At 50.0% G+C, this 18,406-nt stretch carries 17 protein-coding genes and 1 tRNA gene; 6 read left to right on the top strand and 12 right to left on the bottom strand.

The genetic code is table 11. The features are described 5' to 3' along the window. Positions 1-82 precede the first annotated feature (82 nt). A complete protein-coding gene (locus tag B3K89_RS08895) occupies positions 83-2,272 on the top strand; it encodes a DUF4954 family protein (RefSeq protein ID WP_345907292.1) in 2,190 nt (729 codons plus the stop codon). Here the strand turns inward: B3K89_RS08895 and B3K89_RS08890 are convergent. Next, positions 2,226-3,206, bottom strand: a complete 981-nt coding sequence (locus B3K89_RS08890; protein ID WP_345907291.1) for an HAAS signaling domain-containing protein — start codon at positions 3,204-3,206, stop codon at positions 2,226-2,228. The genes B3K89_RS08895 and B3K89_RS08890 overlap by 47 nt on opposite strands. Next, on the bottom strand, positions 3,199-3,549 hold the full coding sequence (locus B3K89_RS08885) for a PadR family transcriptional regulator (protein ID WP_298504267.1): 351 nt from the start codon (positions 3,547-3,549) through the stop codon (positions 3,199-3,201). Before B3K89_RS08885 ends, B3K89_RS08890 begins: the two co-directional genes overlap by 8 nt. A gap of 472 nt (positions 3,550-4,021) precedes the next feature. Here B3K89_RS08885 and B3K89_RS08880 point away from each other — a divergent pair, with 472 nt between their 5' ends. Genes B3K89_RS08880 through B3K89_RS08860 form a run of 5 tightly spaced genes read left to right on the top strand, consistent with a single transcriptional unit; the run spans position 4,022 to position 9,142 of the window. Next, positions 4,022-4,690: an HAD family hydrolase gene (locus tag B3K89_RS08880; protein WP_345907290.1), complete on the top strand. Its 669-nt coding sequence runs from the start codon at positions 4,022-4,024 to the stop codon at positions 4,688-4,690. A gap of 2 nt (positions 4,691-4,692) precedes the next feature. Continuing rightward, positions 4,693-6,009, top strand: coding sequence for a sugar ABC transporter substrate-binding protein (locus B3K89_RS08875; protein WP_345907289.1), 1,317 nt, complete (start codon positions 4,693-4,695; stop codon positions 6,007-6,009). 60 nt (positions 6,010-6,069) lie between these two features. Then, positions 6,070-6,957, top strand: a complete 888-nt coding sequence (locus B3K89_RS08870) for a carbohydrate ABC transporter permease (protein ID WP_298505846.1) — start codon at positions 6,070-6,072, stop codon at positions 6,955-6,957. Positions 6,958-6,969: 12 nt separating this feature from the next. Beyond that, positions 6,970-7,806, top strand: a complete 837-nt coding sequence (locus B3K89_RS08865; RefSeq protein ID WP_298505848.1) for a carbohydrate ABC transporter permease — start codon at positions 6,970-6,972, stop codon at positions 7,804-7,806. Position 7,807: 1 nt separating this feature from the next. After that, positions 7,808-9,142, top strand: a complete 1,335-nt coding sequence (locus B3K89_RS08860; RefSeq protein WP_345907288.1) for a phosphodiester glycosidase family protein — start codon at positions 7,808-7,810, stop codon at positions 9,140-9,142. Positions 9,143-9,253: 111 nt separating this feature from the next. Here B3K89_RS08860 and B3K89_RS08855 read toward each other — a convergent pair. From B3K89_RS08855 to B3K89_RS08810, 10 genes are all read right to left on the bottom strand, one after another. After that, positions 9,254-9,326: transfer RNA gene (locus tag B3K89_RS08855), tRNA-Ala, on the bottom strand. Between the two features lie 43 nt (positions 9,327-9,369). Beyond that, positions 9,370-10,974 carry a CTP synthase gene (locus tag B3K89_RS08850; protein ID WP_293890303.1) on the bottom strand — a complete coding sequence of 535 codons (1,605 nt, stop codon included), beginning with the start codon at positions 10,972-10,974 and terminating at the stop codon, positions 9,370-9,372. Positions 10,975-10,993: 19 nt separating this feature from the next. Further along, the gene (locus B3K89_RS08845; RefSeq protein WP_293890306.1) at positions 10,994-11,563 is read right to left on the bottom strand and encodes an ANTAR domain-containing response regulator; all 570 of its coding nucleotides are present in this window, start codon (positions 11,561-11,563) and stop codon (positions 10,994-10,996) included. An 11-nt stretch (positions 11,564-11,574) separates the two neighbouring features. Further along, the gene (locus tag B3K89_RS08840) at positions 11,575-12,855 is read right to left on the bottom strand and encodes a glutamine synthetase family protein (protein WP_293890309.1); all 1,281 of its coding nucleotides are present in this window, start codon (positions 12,853-12,855) and stop codon (positions 11,575-11,577) included. Between the two features lie 16 nt (positions 12,856-12,871). Continuing rightward, positions 12,872-13,597 carry a glutamate synthase gene (locus B3K89_RS08835; protein WP_293890312.1) on the bottom strand — a complete coding sequence of 242 codons (726 nt, stop codon included), beginning with the start codon at positions 13,595-13,597 and terminating at the stop codon, positions 12,872-12,874. After that, the gene (locus B3K89_RS08830; RefSeq protein ID WP_293890315.1) at positions 13,594-14,826 is read right to left on the bottom strand and encodes an NAD(P)/FAD-dependent oxidoreductase; all 1,233 of its coding nucleotides are present in this window, start codon (positions 14,824-14,826) and stop codon (positions 13,594-13,596) included. The genes B3K89_RS08835 and B3K89_RS08830 overlap by 4 nt, the downstream gene beginning before the upstream one ends. Before the next feature lies 1 nt (position 14,827). After that, the gene (locus B3K89_RS08825) at positions 14,828-15,256 is read right to left on the bottom strand and encodes a 4Fe-4S dicluster domain-containing protein (protein WP_293890318.1); all 429 of its coding nucleotides are present in this window, start codon (positions 15,254-15,256) and stop codon (positions 14,828-14,830) included. Positions 15,257-15,266: 10 nt separating this feature from the next. Further along, entirely contained in the window at positions 15,267-16,772 is a 1,506-nt protein-coding gene (locus B3K89_RS08820) for a glutamate synthase-related protein (protein WP_293909903.1), read from the bottom strand. Next, positions 16,741-17,892 carry a class II glutamine amidotransferase gene (locus B3K89_RS08815; RefSeq protein ID WP_293890326.1) on the bottom strand — a complete coding sequence of 384 codons (1,152 nt, stop codon included), beginning with the start codon at positions 17,890-17,892 and terminating at the stop codon, positions 16,741-16,743. Before B3K89_RS08815 ends, B3K89_RS08820 begins: the two co-directional genes overlap by 32 nt. A gap of 186 nt (positions 17,893-18,078) precedes the next feature. Next, on the bottom strand, positions 18,079-18,318 hold the full coding sequence (locus tag B3K89_RS08810; protein WP_345907287.1) for a hypothetical protein: 240 nt from the start codon (positions 18,316-18,318) through the stop codon (positions 18,079-18,081). Positions 18,319-18,406: the final 88 nt, after the last annotated feature.

Genomic DNA, 18,406 nt, shown 5'->3' with positions numbered 1-18,406 from the left:
TTTAGGGTGAGGAATGTGGGTTGCAACGAGAAGGGTGTATTCGTTTCTTGTACAGCGCAATAGGTGTTGCTATACTTATGCAATGAATGACAAAGTAATCACCCTCGACCAGGCACGGTTCGGCTACGATTTTATTACAGCTCCCTTTCTTCCTGAAGGAGAGGATGAGTACTACCTTCGCAATCAGCAGAACAAGCGGCCGGCTTCCTCCTACCGGCACCTGACGAAAACTGAAATCGAGAGCCTTGAGCAGAACCTCAACTCCTCACCGTGTTGGGACGATGTGCTGGTCTGTGAACCCTTCGACCCTTCGTTGATCCGCAACAGCGAATTCTACGGCTTGATCCGCATCGGAAAGATGGACAAGAGCATTGTCAGCTTTCATGATTTCAGTGTTCCCGTCGGTATTTCCAACAGCCGTATCGTCAGTTGCGACATCGGCGACCATTGTGCCATTCTCGATTGCGCCTACCTCAGCCACTACATCATCGACCACCATGTCATTCTCTATCGGCTCGGGGAGATGCAGACCACCAATCATGCCAAGTTCGGCAGTGGCATTCTCAAGGAGGGGGAGGATGAGGAAGTACGCATCACCATCGATATCATGAACGAAGCCGGCGGACGAACCATCCGCCCTTTCAATGGCATCCTTCCTTCCGACGCATTCCTGTGGGGTACGTATCGTGATGACCAGGCTCTGATGCGGATATTCGAGGAGCTGACCGAAAAAACCATGGATAAGCGCCGCGGGTACTACGGCTTTGTGGGTGAGCAGTCGGTCGTCAAGTCCTGCGATACCATCAAGGATGTCTGGATCGGTCCTGGTTCATACATCAAAGGTGCGAACAAGCTGAAGAACCTGATGCTCCGCTCGACGATTTCCGAACCGGTGCAAATCGGCGAGGGCGTTGAGCTGGTCAACGGCATCATCGGTTCCGGTTCACGCATTTTCTATGGTTGCAAGGCGATCCGCTTTATCATGGGGGACAACTGCAATCTCAAGTACGGCGCGCGCTTGATCCACTCCTTCCTCGGGGACAATTCGACGGTCAGTTGCTGCGAGCTTCTGAGCAACCTGGTGTTCTCAGGCCATGAGCAGCATCACAACAACTCCTTTCTCATTGCCAGCTTGATCAAGGGCCAGTCGAACATGGCCGCCGGAGCCAACATCGGATCGAACCACAACAGCAGGGGAAACGACGGGGAGATGGTGGCAGGCAGGGGTTTCTGGCCGGCTCTTTCCAGTACCCTCAAGTACGACTGCAAATTTGCAAGCTATGTCCTGATAGCCAAGGGAAATTATCCGCATGAGCTGAATATTCCGCTCCCGTTCAGCCTGCTCAGCGCCGACACCAAGGAGAGCCGCCGCATTGTGATGCCTGCCTACTGGTGGATGTACAATCTCTACGCCTTGGAGAGAAATAGTTTTAAGTACCGCAAGCGGGACAAGCGCAAGGTCATCCGTCAGCACATAGAGACCGAGTACCTGGCACCCGATACAGTCAATGAGATTTTTGAAGCATGCGACCTGCTCTGTCTCTGGGTTGCCCAGAACTTCAACAGAGCCCATGCATCCAACGAGGAACAGAAGAACCTGATTCTGATGGGGAAGGACTTGCTGCTGAACAAAGCTTCGGAAGTAAGCTCGCTCCATGTTTATGCCTGGGGACTTGAAAACAGCAATGAACCGGTGGAAATTCTGAAGGTGGTGGAAGCCTACCAGGCCTATCAGGAAATGTTGCTTTACTACGGGGTGAAAACCCTTTCAGCCCACTGTCTTGCAACAGGGCAAAGCATTGCCTCCTTCCAGGAAAAAGAAGCGATCCGGCGTGAAGATTGGCTGAATGTGGGTGGCCAGCTTGTCCCTGCAAGCCGGGTGGAACAGTTGAAAGCCGACTTGAAGGACAGGGTCCTCTCCAGTTGGGACGATGTCCACCATACCTATGATGCTTGGTTTGCATCCTATGAGGAAGACCGAGCCATCCATGCATTGGCTACGCTCTACCAAGCCCTTGGAACGAATCAGATCAACAACGGGCAGTGGGAGGACTTGGTAGAGAACGTGGCAAGGATACGGTTGCACATTGAGAATCAGGTGTTCAAGACAAAGGAGAAGGATTTCAACAACCGCTTCCGTGAAAGCACCTATCGAAATCTTGCCGAACGCGATGCCGTTCTGGGCAGCCTGGATGACAATCCATTCATCCAGGAGTCCCGCCAGATCACCGAGCAGGTTCTTTTGCAGATTCGTTCGGTCTCGTTCGCTTGAATACCGTATAGGCATCGTCGGCAAGGCTGATCAGCGTGAGAATCAACAGGACTACGCATGCAGCCTTGATGATGATCTGCCATCGGTCCATGCTGCCGGGAATGAAGATCAAAAAGTCAGGATTGTAGATGCTCCACCTGGTGCTGAGGAAGATGAAGTAGCATAGTCCCACGAGGTCGGCCAGGGCGCTGAGTGCAAACAGCGTAGTGCTCCAGAATTGCTTGGCGTACTTGACGACGGCAATGCTGAAAGTCAGGATTGTCGTGATCATCCAACCGATGATATAGGGTTTTATTGCCTGCGAGACGAAGAGGGGAATAGGGCCTGTTCCCTTGCGGTAGATGGCGATAAGGTCCGACCTGCTATACATCACTATCAAGAGAACAAAGAATATCGAGAGTCCGACCATGTCGCCGATGCTGTCGCTTTTCTTGATGCGCCTCGTCGGAGCTTCTTCAAGTTCATACAGTGTTTTACGATTCCACTGATCCGGTTCTGTTTTGACTTGGTAGTAGGACATGATGGCAAAGGTGATGGTAACCCAGAGGAATGCACTTGAGAGGGAGGAAAAAACAGATGCCAGAACCTTTGCGATCATCTGAGCGATGTTGATCGGGTCGGATGCAAAAAACAGCGAGACAAAGGTGATCACCATGGTTGCCAAACCGACAACCAAGCTCACAATTGTAAGGACCATCACATAGAGGTCGAAGGTCTCGGGCCCGATGAGGTAACGTTCCTTGCCTCGGTACTGACGAGCCAGTGTTGCAGGTGAGCCGAGTGCGAGCAGGGCCTCTTCGACCTTCTCCCTTGAGCTGTCGCCGCCAAGCATATCCTCGATGTTCGCCTCAAGTTCAAGCGCTACTTCCTCTCTTTCCTTGGCAGGCAGATGCCTGACTGTTTCTTCTACATATCGCTTTATAAGGTCATGCATATACATCCTCCCCAAGTAATGTGTGTATCTGAGTGGTTTGTTCTTTCCAGACAGCTGCAAGCTCGCCAAGTATGGTTTTTCCTTTGCTGCTTAAGCGGTAGAACTTTCTCGGTCGTGTTTCGCTGGTGTCCCAACTGCTTTCCAAGAGCCCCTGAACCTCCAGCCGACGAAGCAGCGGATAGAGCGTATTTGCCTCGATGGCAATCTGTTTGTCACAAAGTACCTGCAACAACGAATAGCCATACTGTGGCTGGGCAAGCTGGCTGAGTACGCACAGTGTCAAGGTGCCTCTTTTCAGCTCGGTGATCAGGTTGGTGAGAATCGGGTCTTCTTTCATAATCATACAATAATGTATGACATACAGTATTTTCAAGAACAAACTATACTGCACAGAAAGAAAAAATTGACGATTTGCCTCTTCAATGCTACGATAAGGCTGTGGTGGTGAAGAAGGGGAATAACCGAAGGAAACAACCCTGAGTAGCCAAAGAACCCTCCATGGCGGAGGGTTTTATTATGGGCATGATTTTGCAGCAAGAATTATGAAAGTGACACATAAAACATTGTAGTACAAAGAATACTTAACAGAAATCTAAAACATTTTATTGTACTGTGTATAAAGCGTGGAACAATAGGTATCATTGATTTCAATTGAGATTCAGTTTGCTTCAATGCGACGATGAAATATTCTTTTATATAGTATTGCCAAGTTGTTAAGACTTATTACCACATCGATTATTCTTGCCAAATCCTAACACTTTCTTGAAGGCTTGTTCATGATTTGTGGTATACTATGCATGTAACAGGGAGTGCCTATGAAGGTTGTCTTTGATTTAGATGGAACCTTGGTTGATAGTACTCCGGATTTGTTGGTTGCAATCAATCGGGTTTTAACGGAGTATAATCTGCCGATTAGTGATCGGTTGGAGAATCAACGGTTTGCTGGACAGGGCCTCATGCCAATGTTTAAGGCAACAGTCCATTCCCGAGTACCAGAATGGACAGAAGATAAGCAAAATCTTTTAATCAGAGAGATGTTTGATTGGTACAACAGATATCCAGTCTGCTACACAAGAGCCTTTGATGGTGTCCCTCAATTACTGAACACCCTACAGAGAGAAAATATCAAGCTTTGTGTGATTTCTAATAAAATATATTCGCTTACAAGTCAAATAGTAAAAACCGTTTTTCCCGATATCATATTCGATAGGATTTACGGCTCTGATTCTGGATTCCCGCCTAAACCAAATTCAGACTCACTGAAAACATGTAGACAGGGTATGGATGCGTCAGAGCAATTGATTTACGTCGGTGATACTGAAATCGATTATGAAACTGCTAAAAATACAGCCGATCAGGTATTCATAGTCACTTGGGGATATCGAGGTAAAGAAGTTCTACTTAGCAAGGGGATTAAACAAGAACTGTTGGTGGAGAATCCCATGAGCTTAGTACTCATGGTACATCATACTAAGGAGCGTTGAATATGAAGAAAGCTTTAACATTTCTAGCCTGTTTACTCATGGCAGGATTGCTTTTCGCAGCGGGAGGGGTCGAGACTAGCACCAAACCAGAGCAGATTAACTTGGAATGGTGGACATGGGACCCAGACATGCTTGAACAGAATAAGCAAATCATCGCCAACTTTGAGCAAGCTAATCCCAACGTAAAAGTTACCAACACGATTGTTGGAACGAAGGAGTATTGGACCAAAATCAGGATTCAAGCAAATCAAAACAAACTACCTGATGTTTTCACTATGAGTTCCGGGTATATTGAAGAATGGGCAAAGGCTGGTTTGCTCTATAATCTTGATTCCTTTATTGAGAATGATAATACTTTTGATATTTTCTATAAATCCATTTTTGATACAAATAAAGCAATCAGCAATACAAATAGTTATTATGCTATTCCTTTTGCACTTGTTACCACAGTACTGTACTTCAACAAAGATGCATTCGATAAAGCTGGTCTTGCATATCCGACGGATGCGTGGACTTGGGATGATTTCAAACAAGCCGCAAAAAAATTGACCATTGACAAGAATGGAGATGGGAAAATTGATCAATGGGGTTTCTGGTTCTATGGTCGCTATTCCCATATCGAACCATGGGTGTATGCAAACAATGGCAAACTCATTGATAGAGACACCATGCAGTTCAATCCGGACAAAAATGCAATGGATGCCATGAAGATGCTGACTGATCTTGTATTGGTGGACAAAGTTGCACCACCTCAAAAAGATATGATTAGTTTTCAGCAACAAGATGTTTTTCCACAAGGTGTTGCAGCAATGTGGGTTGATGGCTCATGGTTTGTTGATACCTTCCGAAAGAATGTAGGGGATGCTATGCGCTGGGGTATGGTGCGTGTACCAAGTGGTCCGTCAGGTTCCAATACACTGACATACGGGTGGCCTGACAGTTATGCAATTGCTCCCAATACAAAACATCCTGAAATGGCTTGGAAATTCGCCCGATATGTAGCAGGGGAAGGCCTCAATCTTGATGTCTACATGGCTGGGAAGATTCCTTCTGCAAAGAAACTTGCTGAAGATCCCAATTTCGCCGATCCCAATCTGCAACCAGGAAAAGATATGAATTTGTTGATTGAACAAGCTGCGGGTCCAATGATAACTTCGTATACCATGGGATGGAGCGAATGGAGAGGTTATGGTGGGTCCGAGTCTCTTGGTTTGAATGGAACCATAGATGCCATTGTGAACGGTCATATGAGTTTTGATGAGGCTTTCAGGAAAGGTACAGATAATATCAATGCTGTACTAAAACGTTATTACAAATAATACAATTCATCTCTGGCGGGTTGCTTGGAAAGAGTAGCCCGCCTGCTAAGGAAATCAATCATGACACAGCCCCCATATAAGTGGCATAACCACATCACTCCATGGGTATTCATTTTCCCAACCGTGATTGGACTACTTGTTTTCAGGCTTATTCCTATAGTTTCATCATTATATCTTAGTTTCACCGACTGGAGTCTGCTTGGTTCTCCTCATTTTCTCAAATTTGACAACTACATGGAATTGGGGAAAAGTGAAGAGTTCCTAAGAATTATTCGAAATACATTCCAGTTTTCTTTCCTCTACGTAATTGGATCTATGGTTTTCGGTCTTGCGCTTGCTGTACTCATCAACATAAGAATCAAGGGAATCGCATTTTTCAGAGCAGCTATTTATCTACCCGTTGTTACATCTGCTGTTGCGGTAGGCATTGTTTGGAACTGGATGCTCGGGCCAACGTATGGTGTAATTAATAATGTCATTGAAGCTATCGGGCTACAGCCACCCTATTGGCTGGGGGACACCAAATTAGCCCTGAATACCGTTGCAAGTGTCCAAGTCTGGAAAATGTCGGGATACTATATGATCATATTTCTTGCTGGGTTACAAGGAATTAATAGAGATACCTTAGAGTCCGCAAGAGTGGATGGCGCCAATGCGATTCAAAGTTTTTTTAAGATTACACTCCCGATGCTTATGCCTACAGTTTTTTTTGTTTTGACCATTTCAATAATCGACTCCTTTAAGAATTTTGAGCTCATTTATGCAATGACCAAGGGAGGCCCCCAAAATGCAAGCAATACCTTGGTCTATGATGTGTATCTCAACGCTTTTGTGTATTATCGAGTAGGATTTGCGTCCGCTATAGCCTATATCCTGCTTCTTTTGGTAGGGATTCTGACTATCTTGAATTTTTATATCAAAAAACATCTAGTTCAAAGCCTGGATTGAGGAGATGAAAAGATGAAGCAAAAAACAGCAGATCGGTATCGACTCCTCCTCATTGCTATTGTATCCATTGTCTATATATTTCCTTTCCTTTGGATGATTTCCAACTCATTCATGTCTGATAAAAATATATTCTCAGTTCCCCCGAAATTCTTTCCTGATTTATTATTTACTAGTCAGATGTTTGACAATTATAAAAATGTATTTTCTCAATATAATTTTGGATTATATACAATTAATAGCCTATGGGTTTATACGCTGGCTGCTTTCGGACAGGTTATAGTCTGCTCTCTTGCGGGATTTGCATTGGCTACGATGTACTTTAGAGGGAAAAACATACTATTTTCACTATTGATTCTCACTCTGATGATTCCTGTTCAAGTTACCATTATCCCAGAATATTACCTTTTTCTTAAACTTAACTGGATGGATACGTACTTACCCTTAATTGTTCCCTCTTTCCTGGCAGGTGCATTTGGAACCTTCATGCTCAAAGAATTTTTCTCACAAGTTCCTTCACCTTTGTTTGATGCAGGAATTATCGATGGAGTAAATGCTTATCAAATGTTCTTCCGAATCTATCTGCCTCAAGCATCAAGTCCAATAGCCACACTCTTCATTATTGCTTTCATGAATAACTGGAACGATTTGCTTCGCCCGATGCTCTATATCTCCAGTCGTGAACTGTATACGGTAACTATTGCGCTTTCTCTTTTTCAAAACCAATATGGGGTAAAATGGAACCTCCTATTAGCGGGCAGCGTTCTCTCTGTACTCCCACTTATCGTTGTTTTCGCATTCAGCCAAAGATATATCATTGAAAGTACCATGAGTTCCGGTATTAAGGGATAGTATGACTACACAAATAATTACGCATGTGCATCCGAGTGGTGAGATTCAGAGGTACCAAATAGTTGAAGACTTTCAGTGGGAGAATCTACAATTCGAATCACCGGGATTCAATAAGAAGGCAGTGTCCGAGATTGCAAGGTTATATCGTATCAATATTGTTCGGAAAAATCCTGCAGCCTATGGCACTCTGGTATTTTTTCACGTTGAAGAAAATACAAAGCATCCTTTTATTCTTGCTGATGAATACTCAAACTTTTTCAGTCTGAATGTTGCTGCTTCGATACATCTTAACAAGATGGCAGAGGATGGACGTATATTTTTTAAGGATAGACTATGCACACATGATTGGGAAATCGAAAAATTTCTTGATAACCTACAATTGCAAGGATTACTAGATATTGTCAAGGGAGACGGGAACGGGGTTCTTTTTATCCCGCTTAACGCAAAACTAGGATTTCCATCAACCATCAGAGCCAGATTGGTCGTTAATACTCACTTTTTTTTAATGGATCCCACGGATTTAGATTCTCCATATTGCGAACTGGGGACGCCTCATGGCCTTGCATTGAAAAATGGGACCATTTTGAATCCTCCCTTAAATCACCGGCCATGTTTTGTAGTTGACCAAAACAATAAGAGTAGTATCACAAATATCGAGCTTACGGATTTGGAAGTGGAAATCGATGGAAAGGTTTGGCGACATAAGAGCAATGCAATTTTTCACTATCGACCGGACGAACGGGTTACTCCTCAATCGAAAGGAACAGATATTATTATTACTGAAAATAAAGTCATTGCTATCAAAAAAGGCGGATGTACCCAGATTCCTATGGCTGGATTCGTCATCAGCATCCCTGAAATTATTACAATTAAGGATACTACTGTATGCTATCATGGTTTAGAGAATATCCAGTTCGGAATACAAGTTGGACCTCCAATGGTGCAAGAATATACAATTGTCGATACGCTTTGTTGTCCTTTTTATAATAAGGAACTTGACAGCGTCCCCTATCCATCTACTGTGTATCCGTTGCCTTTTGAGACAGCAAGAGCAGCACGAATTGCTTTGGGCACGAACAAAAAAGGAGATGCTGTATTGCTATGGGCAGAAGGAGCTGGAAAGCTTACATATACTCCTGGACAAGATAGCACAGGGGCTTCCTTACTCGAGTTAGCAACATTCTGTTCTACTATGGGATATGAAAATATCATCAATCTTGATGGTGGGGGGTCTGCTCAGATACTCTACGACGGTAATCGACTTCTCAAGATTGCCGATCGTTATGATTCAAATGAGGAGGCAGAAAGGCCGGTCCCTTTGGTTCTAACCCTGTAATTCTTGCATATATCAATACATGTTGTGAAAGTCAAGGATGCTTTTCCTGATGAGTATAAAGTAGGCTTGAACAGGAACACCCGCCTTCCTGTCAGGAAAACGGGTGTTCTTTGGAGCCAAAGGGACTCGAACCCTCCACCTACTGATTGCGAACCAGTCGCTCTACCAGATGAGCTATGGCCCCACTGGATTTGCATACACAAACCTACCGCAGAGTGGCAAAACTGTCAACTCGTAAGGCCCAGTGAAGAGGCGATGAAGAGGCTGAAAATCGGGTGCGGCCTGTTCGGACGACTCTTGAACTCCGGATGGTACTGCACTCCTACAAAGAACGGGTGGTCGGCAAGCTCGACAGCTTCAACCAGTGTTCCATCAGGGCTTGTGCCGCTGATGACCAAACCATTGTCGACCAGGTCCTGACGGAAGGTGTTGTTGAACTCGTAGCGGTGACGGTGTCGCTCGGTGATGAGATGCTGGTTCTTATATGCTTTATGCATTTTTGTGTTCTCAGACACCACGCATGGATAGGTGCCCAGCCTCATCGTTCCGCCCTTTGGAATGTTTCCCCGCTGGTCGGGCATCAGGGCGATGACCGGGTGCGTTGAATCAGGATTGAACTCGCTTGAATGTGCATCTGCATACCCGAGAATGCTGCGAGCATACTCGATGACGGCGATCTGCATACCAAGGCAGATCCCCAAGTAGGGAATCTTGTGCTCCCTTGCATAGCGGGCGGCAAGGATCTTGCCCTCGATGCCGCGGTCGCCAAAGCCGCCGGGGACCAGAATTCCATCAGCCTTGGAAAGAAGACCGCACACGGAATCCTCGGTCACCTGCTCGCTGTCGATCCAATCGATCTGTACTTGGGAACCCAAAGCCCAGGAAGCGTGCTTGAGTGCCTCCATGACCGAGAGGTAGGCATCGTGCAACTGGATGTACTTGCCTACCAGGGCAATGCGTACCTGTTTCTTAGCTGCTTTAATGGTTCTGAGCATCTCCTCCCATTCAGTAAGGTTTGGTTCATTTGTTACAAGGTTGAGTTCTCGGCAGACGATGGTGTCCAACTGTTCCTCATGCAGCATCAAGGGAGCCTCGTAGAGAACCGGAACAGTCTTGTTTTCAATCACGCAGTCACGCTTTACATTGCAAAAGAGAGCGATTTTATCCTTGATGCTCTGTTCCAGCGGCTCATCGGAGCGGGTGACGATGATATCGGGGAAAATGCCCGATGCCATCAGCTCCTTGACCGAGTGCTGGGTGGGCTTGCTCTTGTGCTCGGCGCTGCTCTTCAGATACGGGACCAAGGTTACGTGGATGAACAGGCAGTTGGTGCGGCCGACCTCGTGGCCGATCTGCCTGATCGCCTCCAAAAACGGTTGGCTCTCGATATCGCCGGTGGTCCCTCCGATCTCGGTGATCACTACATCGGCCTCGGTTTTCCTGGCCAACGAGTAGATGGCGTCCTTGATCTCCCCGGTTACGTGCGGGATGATCTGGACCGTCGAGCCCAGATATGCACCACTACGCTCCTTGGTCAGCACGTTCCAGTACACTCTTCCGCTGGTAAGGTTGGAGAACTTGTTCAGGTCCTCGTCTATGAAGCGCTCGTAGTGGCCGAGGTCAAGGTCGGTCTCCGACCCATCTTCGGTGACGAACACCTCTCCATGCTGGTAAGGGCTCATCGTTCCCGGGTCGACGTTCATATAGGGATCAAGCTTTTGTGCCGCGATTTTCAGCCCCCTAGCCTTGAGCAGTCGTCCCAAGGACGCTGCCGTTATTCCCTTGCCAAGGCCCGAAACAACCCCGCCGGTCACAAATACATGTTTGGCCATACTCTCTCCTCGTACTCATTTACATCTGATACGTTTTCAAAATCAGGGAAGCGACATCGTATCTGCTCTTGCGCAAATCCATCGCCTGTTTCTCTATATGTCTGTGCGCCTGGTTTTCATCCATGCCAAGGTTCTCGATCAAAGCCCATTTGGCGCGGTCGATGAGCTTGATTTCCTCTATCTTGCGGTGTAGTTTCTCGTTCTCGTTATGCATTGCAGACAGACGCTTTCGCATGGAAAACCCAAGGCTCAAGGCCTGGAAGAACATCTGGCGGATGACCGGCTTGGAAACCACTAGGACGCCTTGGTCGCAGTACAGCGCCTGCTCCTGTTCAAAATATTCGGCTTTCACCACCAGGATCGAGGTGGCGAGACTCTGCTGGGTAACCATGACCGCAAGCTCCTCGCCCGACTCATCGAGCAAGGGAGCATTGACAATGACCAAATCCAGCTCGGAATCAAGGATGATGCGCCTTGCCTGGGAAGCACTCTGGCATTTGGTGATGTCGACCCGTCTCTCATGCTCTACGATGAGATTACACAGGGATTCACATCCCTTCTCGGTCGACGAAACCACCAGAACACGCATCACTCAACCTCCTAGGTAGTCAAGAAGAATGGAAGACGGCTGGCCAGGTGCTTATCGCCGGCATCCTCGTACGAGCGCCAGTCGGCGAGCTTGGCCTCCAAGAAATATTCGAGCAGTCGCTTGGGGACGATTGATGAGACAAACTCACTGTTCTTCGCCAGTTCGATGGCATCGAACAACGACTGGGGCAGGGTCTTCCCATGCTGTTTCTGGTATGCGGAACCGACGTACTCCTCCTCGGGGACCATGTGGTTTTGAATCCCTTCCAAAGCAGCATTGAGCAGCAAGGTGATGGCAAGGTAGGGATTGCAGGCAGGGTCGGCTGACCGGACCTCGATCCTCCGGTATTCGGCACTGGTCTGGGGAAGCCTGATCAAAAGCGAACGGTTCGCCCGCCCCCAGCCGATGTAGCGGGGAGCCTCGAAGCAACCGAGTCTCTCATAGGAATTCATCAATGGATTGAGGAACAGGGAGATCTCATTGATGCGGTTCAGGATGCCGGCAGTCATCTGTTGTTCAAGTACCCTGTCCTGCTTGCCTTCCTGGGTAATGGAGAGGTTGATGTGCAGGCCGCTGCCGCTCTCCTGGGCCAAGGGCTTGGGCATGAACGAGGCAAACAGCCCGCTTCGGTCGGCAATGGTCTTTACCACCGACTTGAAGGTGATGAAGTTATCGGCCGCCTCCAACGGGGAGCCGTACTTGAAGTCGATCTCATGCTGGCCCGGACCCGATTCATGGTGGCTGCGTTCGGTATAGAAGCCCATCTGCTCGAGGGTCAGACAGATCTCCCGTCTGACGTTCTCTCCCTTGTCCAGAGGGGCGACATCGAGATAGGAACCCCTATCCATCGGCTGGAATGTGGGAAGCCCGTCTTCATCCAGTTTGAAGAGATAGAATTCGCATTCGGGTCCCACCCCGAACTGATACCCCTGCAGGGTGGCTTTCTGCACCGTTTCTGCAAGCAGGGAGCGCCCATCACCTTCGAAAGGCGTTCCGTCCGGCCGCTTGATGGAGCAGAAGAAGCGAACCACCCGGCCTTGGGCCGGTCTCCAAGGGAGGATGGAGAGAGTGGATGCGTCGGGAAAGAGGAGCAAATCACTCTCATCGACCTGCAAAAAACCCTTTACCGCCGATGCATCGAAGGAGATGCCGGTGGTAAAAGCCCGATCCAGTTCATCGGCGGAAATGGAAATATTCTTGATCTGGCCGAAGATATCACAGAAAACAAGGCGTACAAACCGCACATCCTGTTCCTTGATGAAGCTCATCACTTCGCTATGGGTATTGGTCATTGGAAACCTCCCTCTCTCAAACATGGGTGTATAACATCCGATAGGGTGTAGCAGAGTTTGCCTGCAGTACAAAAAAGTGAGAAGCAAGCAGCATCTGCTTGTCAAAGGAAAAAATCGTACAATACTCGTCAAGGAGACTGGAAAGCAGCTCTTTGTCACTATCCAAGGCATCACGGACGGAGACCTGCTTGGGCAGGCTTGCAGGAAGTGTATCACAGCGAAGATACATTGTACCACCGTGCATACCCGTTCCGCAGAAATATCCCACCGGGGGCTTGCCCTCCTGATTGCGTCCCAACACGATGATCGTCCCGCCTGCCTGGTACTCGCCCAGAAAGCTTCCTGCACGGTCGCCGATGATCAACAAGGGTTGTTTCTCCTGGTACGCTTTCATGTGGATGCCTGAACGATAGCCGGAGCTGTCGCGGATATAGATGGAACCCCCGCGCATTGCATACCCAGTTCCATCACCGCAGCTGCCATGGATGACGATCTTGCCGTCGTTCATGGTATCGCCGGTTGCATCCTGGCCATTGCCGAAGACTGTGATGGTGCCCCCGTCGAGAAAGCATCCGAGGGCGTTGCCCGCCGTTCCCTTGATGAACAGCTGCTTGTCTGCAAGCGCTGAACCGATATATCGTTGCCCGTTTGCCTGTTCGATGGTGATCTGCTCATCCTCCACGCTTCTGATGGCCTTGTTCAAAGCTTCATACTCCATGAAGCCTGCAGTTATGTGTGTCATACGGGCCCTCCCAATTGCTGCTGTCGTACGTTCTTTGCAAAGGCCATCAAGAGAGGCTCCTCACAAATCAGGTCGAAATCGAGCGAGTCAAGCTCGACTTTGTTTCGGATCATTGCCGTGTAGATTCCCGCTCTTTTGCTTGCCTCACCGACCAGGATGCACCCGACTAGATGGTTGTCCTTGACGAACAGGCGCTTGTATCCGTCCTTGCAGGGGATCACATGCGACTCTCCCTCGTACCGCCCCACCGTAATAAGGTGCAGCCCCATAAGCGAAAGTGCATTCATGGCGACGGCCTTGTCAAAGCCGGCCTCGTCGCCGGCCATATTCTTACCCGCTGTCTCTCCTTGCAGGTACGCATTGGGAAGCAAGGCAAGCACCGCTCGTTGGCCGCTTATCATCTCAGGACCTTCCGAACAGTCGCCTGCAGCAAAGATATCCGGGTCACCCGTCCTTCCCCCTTGGTCGACGAGAATCCCCCGATTGACTGCAAGGCCTGCTTCAGAGGCAAGCTGTATGTTCGGCCTCACCCCGACTGCAATGACCAGAAGGTCGAAACCGATGACAATTCCGCTCTGAAGCAGGGCTTCATTGGCGGTGCACTCTTGGATGCTGTCGCCCAGGTAGAACCGAAGCCCCTGCTCTTGGAGGTGGTCACGCACCTGAATGGAGGAAGCCTCATCGAGCACGCTCATCAGCACCCGCGGGGCGAGGTCAACCACACTGACCGACTGCACCTTGTCAAGAATTCCCTCCGCACACTTCAGGCCGATGAGGCCTGCACCCAGAATGAGGACACGGCTCTCCTTCTTCAGGTGGGTCTGCAGGCGCTTTGCTTCATCAAGGGTGAGGAAGGTAAACCAATTCTTCACCTCGCCCAGCCCCTTGATCGGGGGAACGAAGGGAGAAGAGCCGGTTGCCAGGAGCAACTTGTCATACGAGAGGGTTGTTTCCCCATCCAGGCATACCGTCTTCCCCTCTCGGTCGATGCTCGTTGCACGGGTTCCTTGCAACACTGTCACCTTGTTCTCTTCATAGAAGGCGGCAGTGCGGTATTTCATGCGGTTCTCATCGGTTTTTCCCTGCAACAGGTAGGAGATGAGGGGCCGGCTGTAACACGGATGGTCCTCCTCCCCGATAACGGTGATTGAGCCCTTCCGGTCAATGCTTCTGATTGCCTCGATGCAAGCGGTGCTCGCAATCGAATTTCCTATCATGACGTAGTGCATATCAACGCTCCTCGAAAACGATGGCCTTGTTCGGACAACCTTGGATGCAGGCAGGCTGTCCTTGGGAGTTCGTGGTACAGAGCTCGCACTTCTGCATCACTCCTTCCACAGCTGGCATCAAGGCGCCGTACGGGCAGGCCATGATGCAGGAGTAGCAGAGAACGCAGCGGCTCTGGTCGATGACGATCACTCCATCCTTGCTGGTAATGGCGCCGCCGATGCAGCTTTTTACACACAGTGGTTCGGTGCAGTGGCGGCAATTCACTGCAAAACTGATGGTCCCTCGTTGCTCGACGGTGATGCGGGACTTGATCTGCTTGTCTTTCAGCGCCTTGACCATGTCCTGTACACCCGAATTGGCATACGCACAGTAGTACTCGCACAGGTGGCAGCCCAGACACCACATTTCATTGACATAGATGCGTTTCATGGTTTGCCTCCTATTGGCCGGCATGGGCTATGCCGAGAATCTTCAGCTCGGTCTCATGCAATCCAATGCCCCTGAGCATCAGACGGTTGCCTCGGAGCGCTTCGATGCTGTTGATGCCCATGCCTCCCATCATCTCCTTGATCTCGTGGTCCCATGCAGTGAGGAGATTGACCAGGCGACGGCTTCCCACTTCGGGATTCAAGCGCTTGACCAGCTCTGGATTCTGGGTGGCAATACCCCAGTTGCATTTGTCGCTGTGACACGTACGGCACAGATGACAGCCGAGGGCGACCAAGGCACTGGTGGCGATGTAGACGGCATCGGCTCCGAGGGCGATGGCCTTGACGACATCGCTGCTGCTGCGGATCGAGCCGCCCACCACCAGACTGACGTTGCCCCTGATGCCCTCCTGCCTAAGGCGTTGGTCGACGCTGGCCAAGGCAAGCTCGATGGGAATGCCGACATTGTCACGGATGCGCGCCGGGGCCGCTCCCGTGCCTCCGCGGAATCCATCGATGGCGATGATGTCCGCACCGCTGCGGGCAATGCCGCTTGCGATGGCCGAAATGTTGTGCACGGCCGCCACTTTGACAATGACCGGCTTGGTGTAGCGGGTCGCTTCCTTGAGGGCGTAGACCAGCTGCCTGAGATCTTCGATGGAGTAGATGTCATGATGGGGCGCGGGACTTATGGCATCGGCATGAAGGGGGATCATGCGGGTGGCCGAGATATCCTCGCCGATCTTCGAGCCGGGCAGGTGTCCCCCGATACCCGGCTTGGCCCCCTGTCCCATCTTTATCTCAATGGCAGCCCCGGCATTCAGGTATTCGGGATGTACGCCGAAGCGCCCCGAGGCAACCTGTACGATGGTATTTTTCCCATACTGGTAAAAGTCCTTGTGCAGGCCGCCCTCGCCGGTATTGTAGAAGGTGCCCAGCTCGCTGGCGGCCATGGCCAGACTCTTATGGGCGTTGTAGGAGATCGAGCCGTAGGACATGGCGCTGAACATGATGGGAATATCGAGTTTCAATTGACCGGATGTGCTGGTTATGATTCGCCCATCTGCATCCCTGCTGATTTTGGAACTCTTTTTCCCCAGGTAAGTCCTCGTTTCCATAGGCTCGCGCAATGGATCGATGGAGGGATTGGTCACCTGGCTTGCATTGATCAGCATTTTATCCCAATAGACCGGATAATCCTTGGGAGTCCCCATCGAGGCGAGCAGCACCCCTCCGCTCTGGGCCTGCCGGTAGATGTCCTCGATAACCTCGGTCTTCCAGTTGGCATTCTCCTTGAATGTGTGATCGGTCTTTACGATTTTCAGGGCACGGGTGGGGCAGAGGGAGACGCATCGGTGGCAGTTGACGCACAGCGATTCATCTGCTTTCATGCGACCGCTCTCCTCGTCGTAGTGATGTACCAAATTGGCGCACTGCCGTTCACAGACCCTGCAGGCAATGCACCTGTCCTGGTTGCGGATTATCTCAAAGGGCGGATACAGATAGTTGATGCCCATTCTCTTCTCCTTCTTGCATAGCGTCCAGGGTGACGATGACCGCTTTTCCTCCGCTGGGGTACCAGAGCCGGTCCGGTTCGGGTTCTATGACCCTGATTGCCGCTTCCTCGCTGGCCAGGTACACCCGGCTACCCTTCTCGGCGGCAACCAGGCTGCGCAGCTTGAGCCGGTCGTTGAGGGCCATCAAGCCGCCTTTGAAGCCGAGGATGATCGAGAAGGGACCGGTGATGAGCATGCTCGCAAAGGTATTGCGCAGGTATGCATACTCATCGCGCTCAACCTTCTCCTTCTGCTCGATTGTCGACCAAAAAGGGGCGGCAAGTACATGGGAGACCTCTTCAAGGGTGAGACCCATCCTGCGGTGCAGGTAGTCGATCATATAGGTGATGACCTCGGTATCGGTCTGCAGCGTGCAAGCGTAGCCGTACATCTCGATATGCCGACGATTTGCGTCGTAGCTGGAGATTTCACCATTGTGCACCACGCTGTAGGAGAGCAGGCTGAAGGGGTGGCTGCCGCCCCACCATCCAGGAGTGTTGGTGGGGTAGCGGCCGTGAACAGTCCAGCTATAGCCTTCGTACTCGTCGAGCATGTAGAACTCGCCTACGTCCTCGGGGAATCCGACAGCCTTGAATACGCCCATGTCCTTGCCCGAGGAGAACACATAGGCCCCCTCGATCTCCCGGTTGATGCGGATGACGCACCGGGCGGTATACTCATCCTCATCCAGCTGGCTGAAGGAGAGCTTGGTGGGAAGCGCGGTGACAAAGTACCGCCAGATGAGGGGTACATCGGTGATGGCGGGGTGTTTCTTGGTGGGAATCTTGGAGAGGTTGATAAGATCGAAGTGTTCTTCAAGGAACTCCTCGCATGCCCGCTTGGCTTCAGATGAGTAGTAGAATATGTGCAAGGCTGTATAGTCCTTGTACTCGGGATAGATTCCGTATCCTGCAAATCCCCCTCCCAATCCGTTGCTCCTGTCATGCATGACCGAGATGGAGGTGATGGCCTCCCGCGCTGAAAAGCGCTTGCCGCTACGGTCTATGATGCCGCTGATGGCGCATCCGCTGCTGTTGCGGAATTCTCCTTCCAAAGGCGTTCGCTGGTGATAGCCGTCCATTGTGTGTACTCCCCGGGCATGAAAAAGGCGTCCACCATCGATAGCTTGCTCATGAAGCTACCATTGGTGGACGCCTTTGTCCCTGTGGTAATTTTGCACAGTGTATCCAAGAATGGAGAGTTTGTCACGGGGGCGGCGGAAATTTATCGGATTGCTTGTTCTACAGTGATGTATGCAAAGGCTTTATCACCTCTTTGAAGCCCGCTTGCCTACAGGCAAGGAGAGGTCCTGCAATTTCCTTCCCAGAATATCGTCCTTGGCGATGAGAAGGATGTCATCCACCAGTCCGATGGCAAGCAGGACTTGTACATAGGCTCCCATCGAAACCGATGGCGATCCTTTTTCTACAGCCCAGAGCGTTGCCCTGCTGATACCGGCACGCTCGGCCGCAACGCTTGGAAGCAGGACGACTGTTTTTTGTCCCATGTGGACAGGATAGGGGTGATGGTACGAATACACTAGTCTTATTGTCTATATTATTAAACAAAATGGAGAGCCAATTTCAAAATGGAAA

The organism is Sphaerochaeta sp. UBA5849 (assembly GCA_002432715.1).
Classification (GTDB): Bacteria; Spirochaetota; Spirochaetia; order Sphaerochaetales; family Sphaerochaetaceae; genus Sphaerochaeta.
This window is presented reverse-complemented; position numbering and strand designations above follow the sequence as displayed.

What these genes read in the sequence shown, in the direction of transcription:
- B3K89_RS08895 (WP_345907292.1), top strand. Translation starts at nt 83, where the DNA reads ATGAATGACAAAGTAATCACCCTCGACCAGGCACGGTTCGGCTACGAT.
- B3K89_RS08890 (WP_345907291.1), bottom strand. Translation starts at nt 3,206, where the DNA reads ATGCATGACCTTATAAAGCGATATGTAGAAGAAACAGTCAGGCATCTG.
- B3K89_RS08885 (WP_298504267.1), bottom strand. Translation starts at nt 3,549, where the DNA reads ATGATTATGAAAGAAGACCCGATTCTCACCAACCTGATCACCGAGCTG.
- B3K89_RS08880 (WP_345907290.1), top strand. Translation starts at nt 4,022, where the DNA reads ATGAAGGTTGTCTTTGATTTAGATGGAACCTTGGTTGATAGTACTCCG.
- B3K89_RS08875 (WP_345907289.1), top strand. Translation starts at nt 4,693, where the DNA reads ATGAAGAAAGCTTTAACATTTCTAGCCTGTTTACTCATGGCAGGATTG.
- B3K89_RS08870 (WP_298505846.1), top strand. Translation starts at nt 6,070, where the DNA reads ATGACACAGCCCCCATATAAGTGGCATAACCACATCACTCCATGGGTA.
- B3K89_RS08865 (WP_298505848.1), top strand. Translation starts at nt 6,970, where the DNA reads ATGAAGCAAAAAACAGCAGATCGGTATCGACTCCTCCTCATTGCTATT.
- B3K89_RS08860 (WP_345907288.1), top strand. Translation starts at nt 7,808, where the DNA reads ATGACTACACAAATAATTACGCATGTGCATCCGAGTGGTGAGATTCAG.
- B3K89_RS08850 (WP_293890303.1), bottom strand. Translation starts at nt 10,974, where the DNA reads ATGGCCAAACATGTATTTGTGACCGGCGGGGTTGTTTCGGGCCTTGGC.
- B3K89_RS08845 (WP_293890306.1), bottom strand. Translation starts at nt 11,563, where the DNA reads ATGCGTGTTCTGGTGGTTTCGTCGACCGAGAAGGGATGTGAATCCCTG.
- B3K89_RS08840 (WP_293890309.1), bottom strand. Translation starts at nt 12,855, where the DNA reads ATGACCAATACCCATAGCGAAGTGATGAGCTTCATCAAGGAACAGGAT.
- B3K89_RS08835 (WP_293890312.1), bottom strand. Translation starts at nt 13,597, where the DNA reads ATGACACACATAACTGCAGGCTTCATGGAGTATGAAGCTTTGAACAAG.
- B3K89_RS08830 (WP_293890315.1), bottom strand. Translation starts at nt 14,826, where the DNA reads ATGCACTACGTCATGATAGGAAATTCGATTGCGAGCACCGCTTGCATC.
- B3K89_RS08825 (WP_293890318.1), bottom strand. Translation starts at nt 15,256, where the DNA reads ATGAAACGCATCTATGTCAATGAAATGTGGTGTCTGGGCTGCCACCTG.
- B3K89_RS08820 (WP_293909903.1), bottom strand. Translation starts at nt 16,772, where the DNA reads ATGGGCATCAACTATCTGTATCCGCCCTTTGAGATAATCCGCAACCAG.
- B3K89_RS08815 (WP_293890326.1), bottom strand. Translation starts at nt 17,892, where the DNA reads ATGGACGGCTATCACCAGCGAACGCCTTTGGAAGGAGAATTCCGCAAC.
- B3K89_RS08810 (WP_345907287.1), bottom strand. Translation starts at nt 18,318, where the DNA reads ATGGGACAAAAAACAGTCGTCCTGCTTCCAAGCGTTGCGGCCGAGCGT.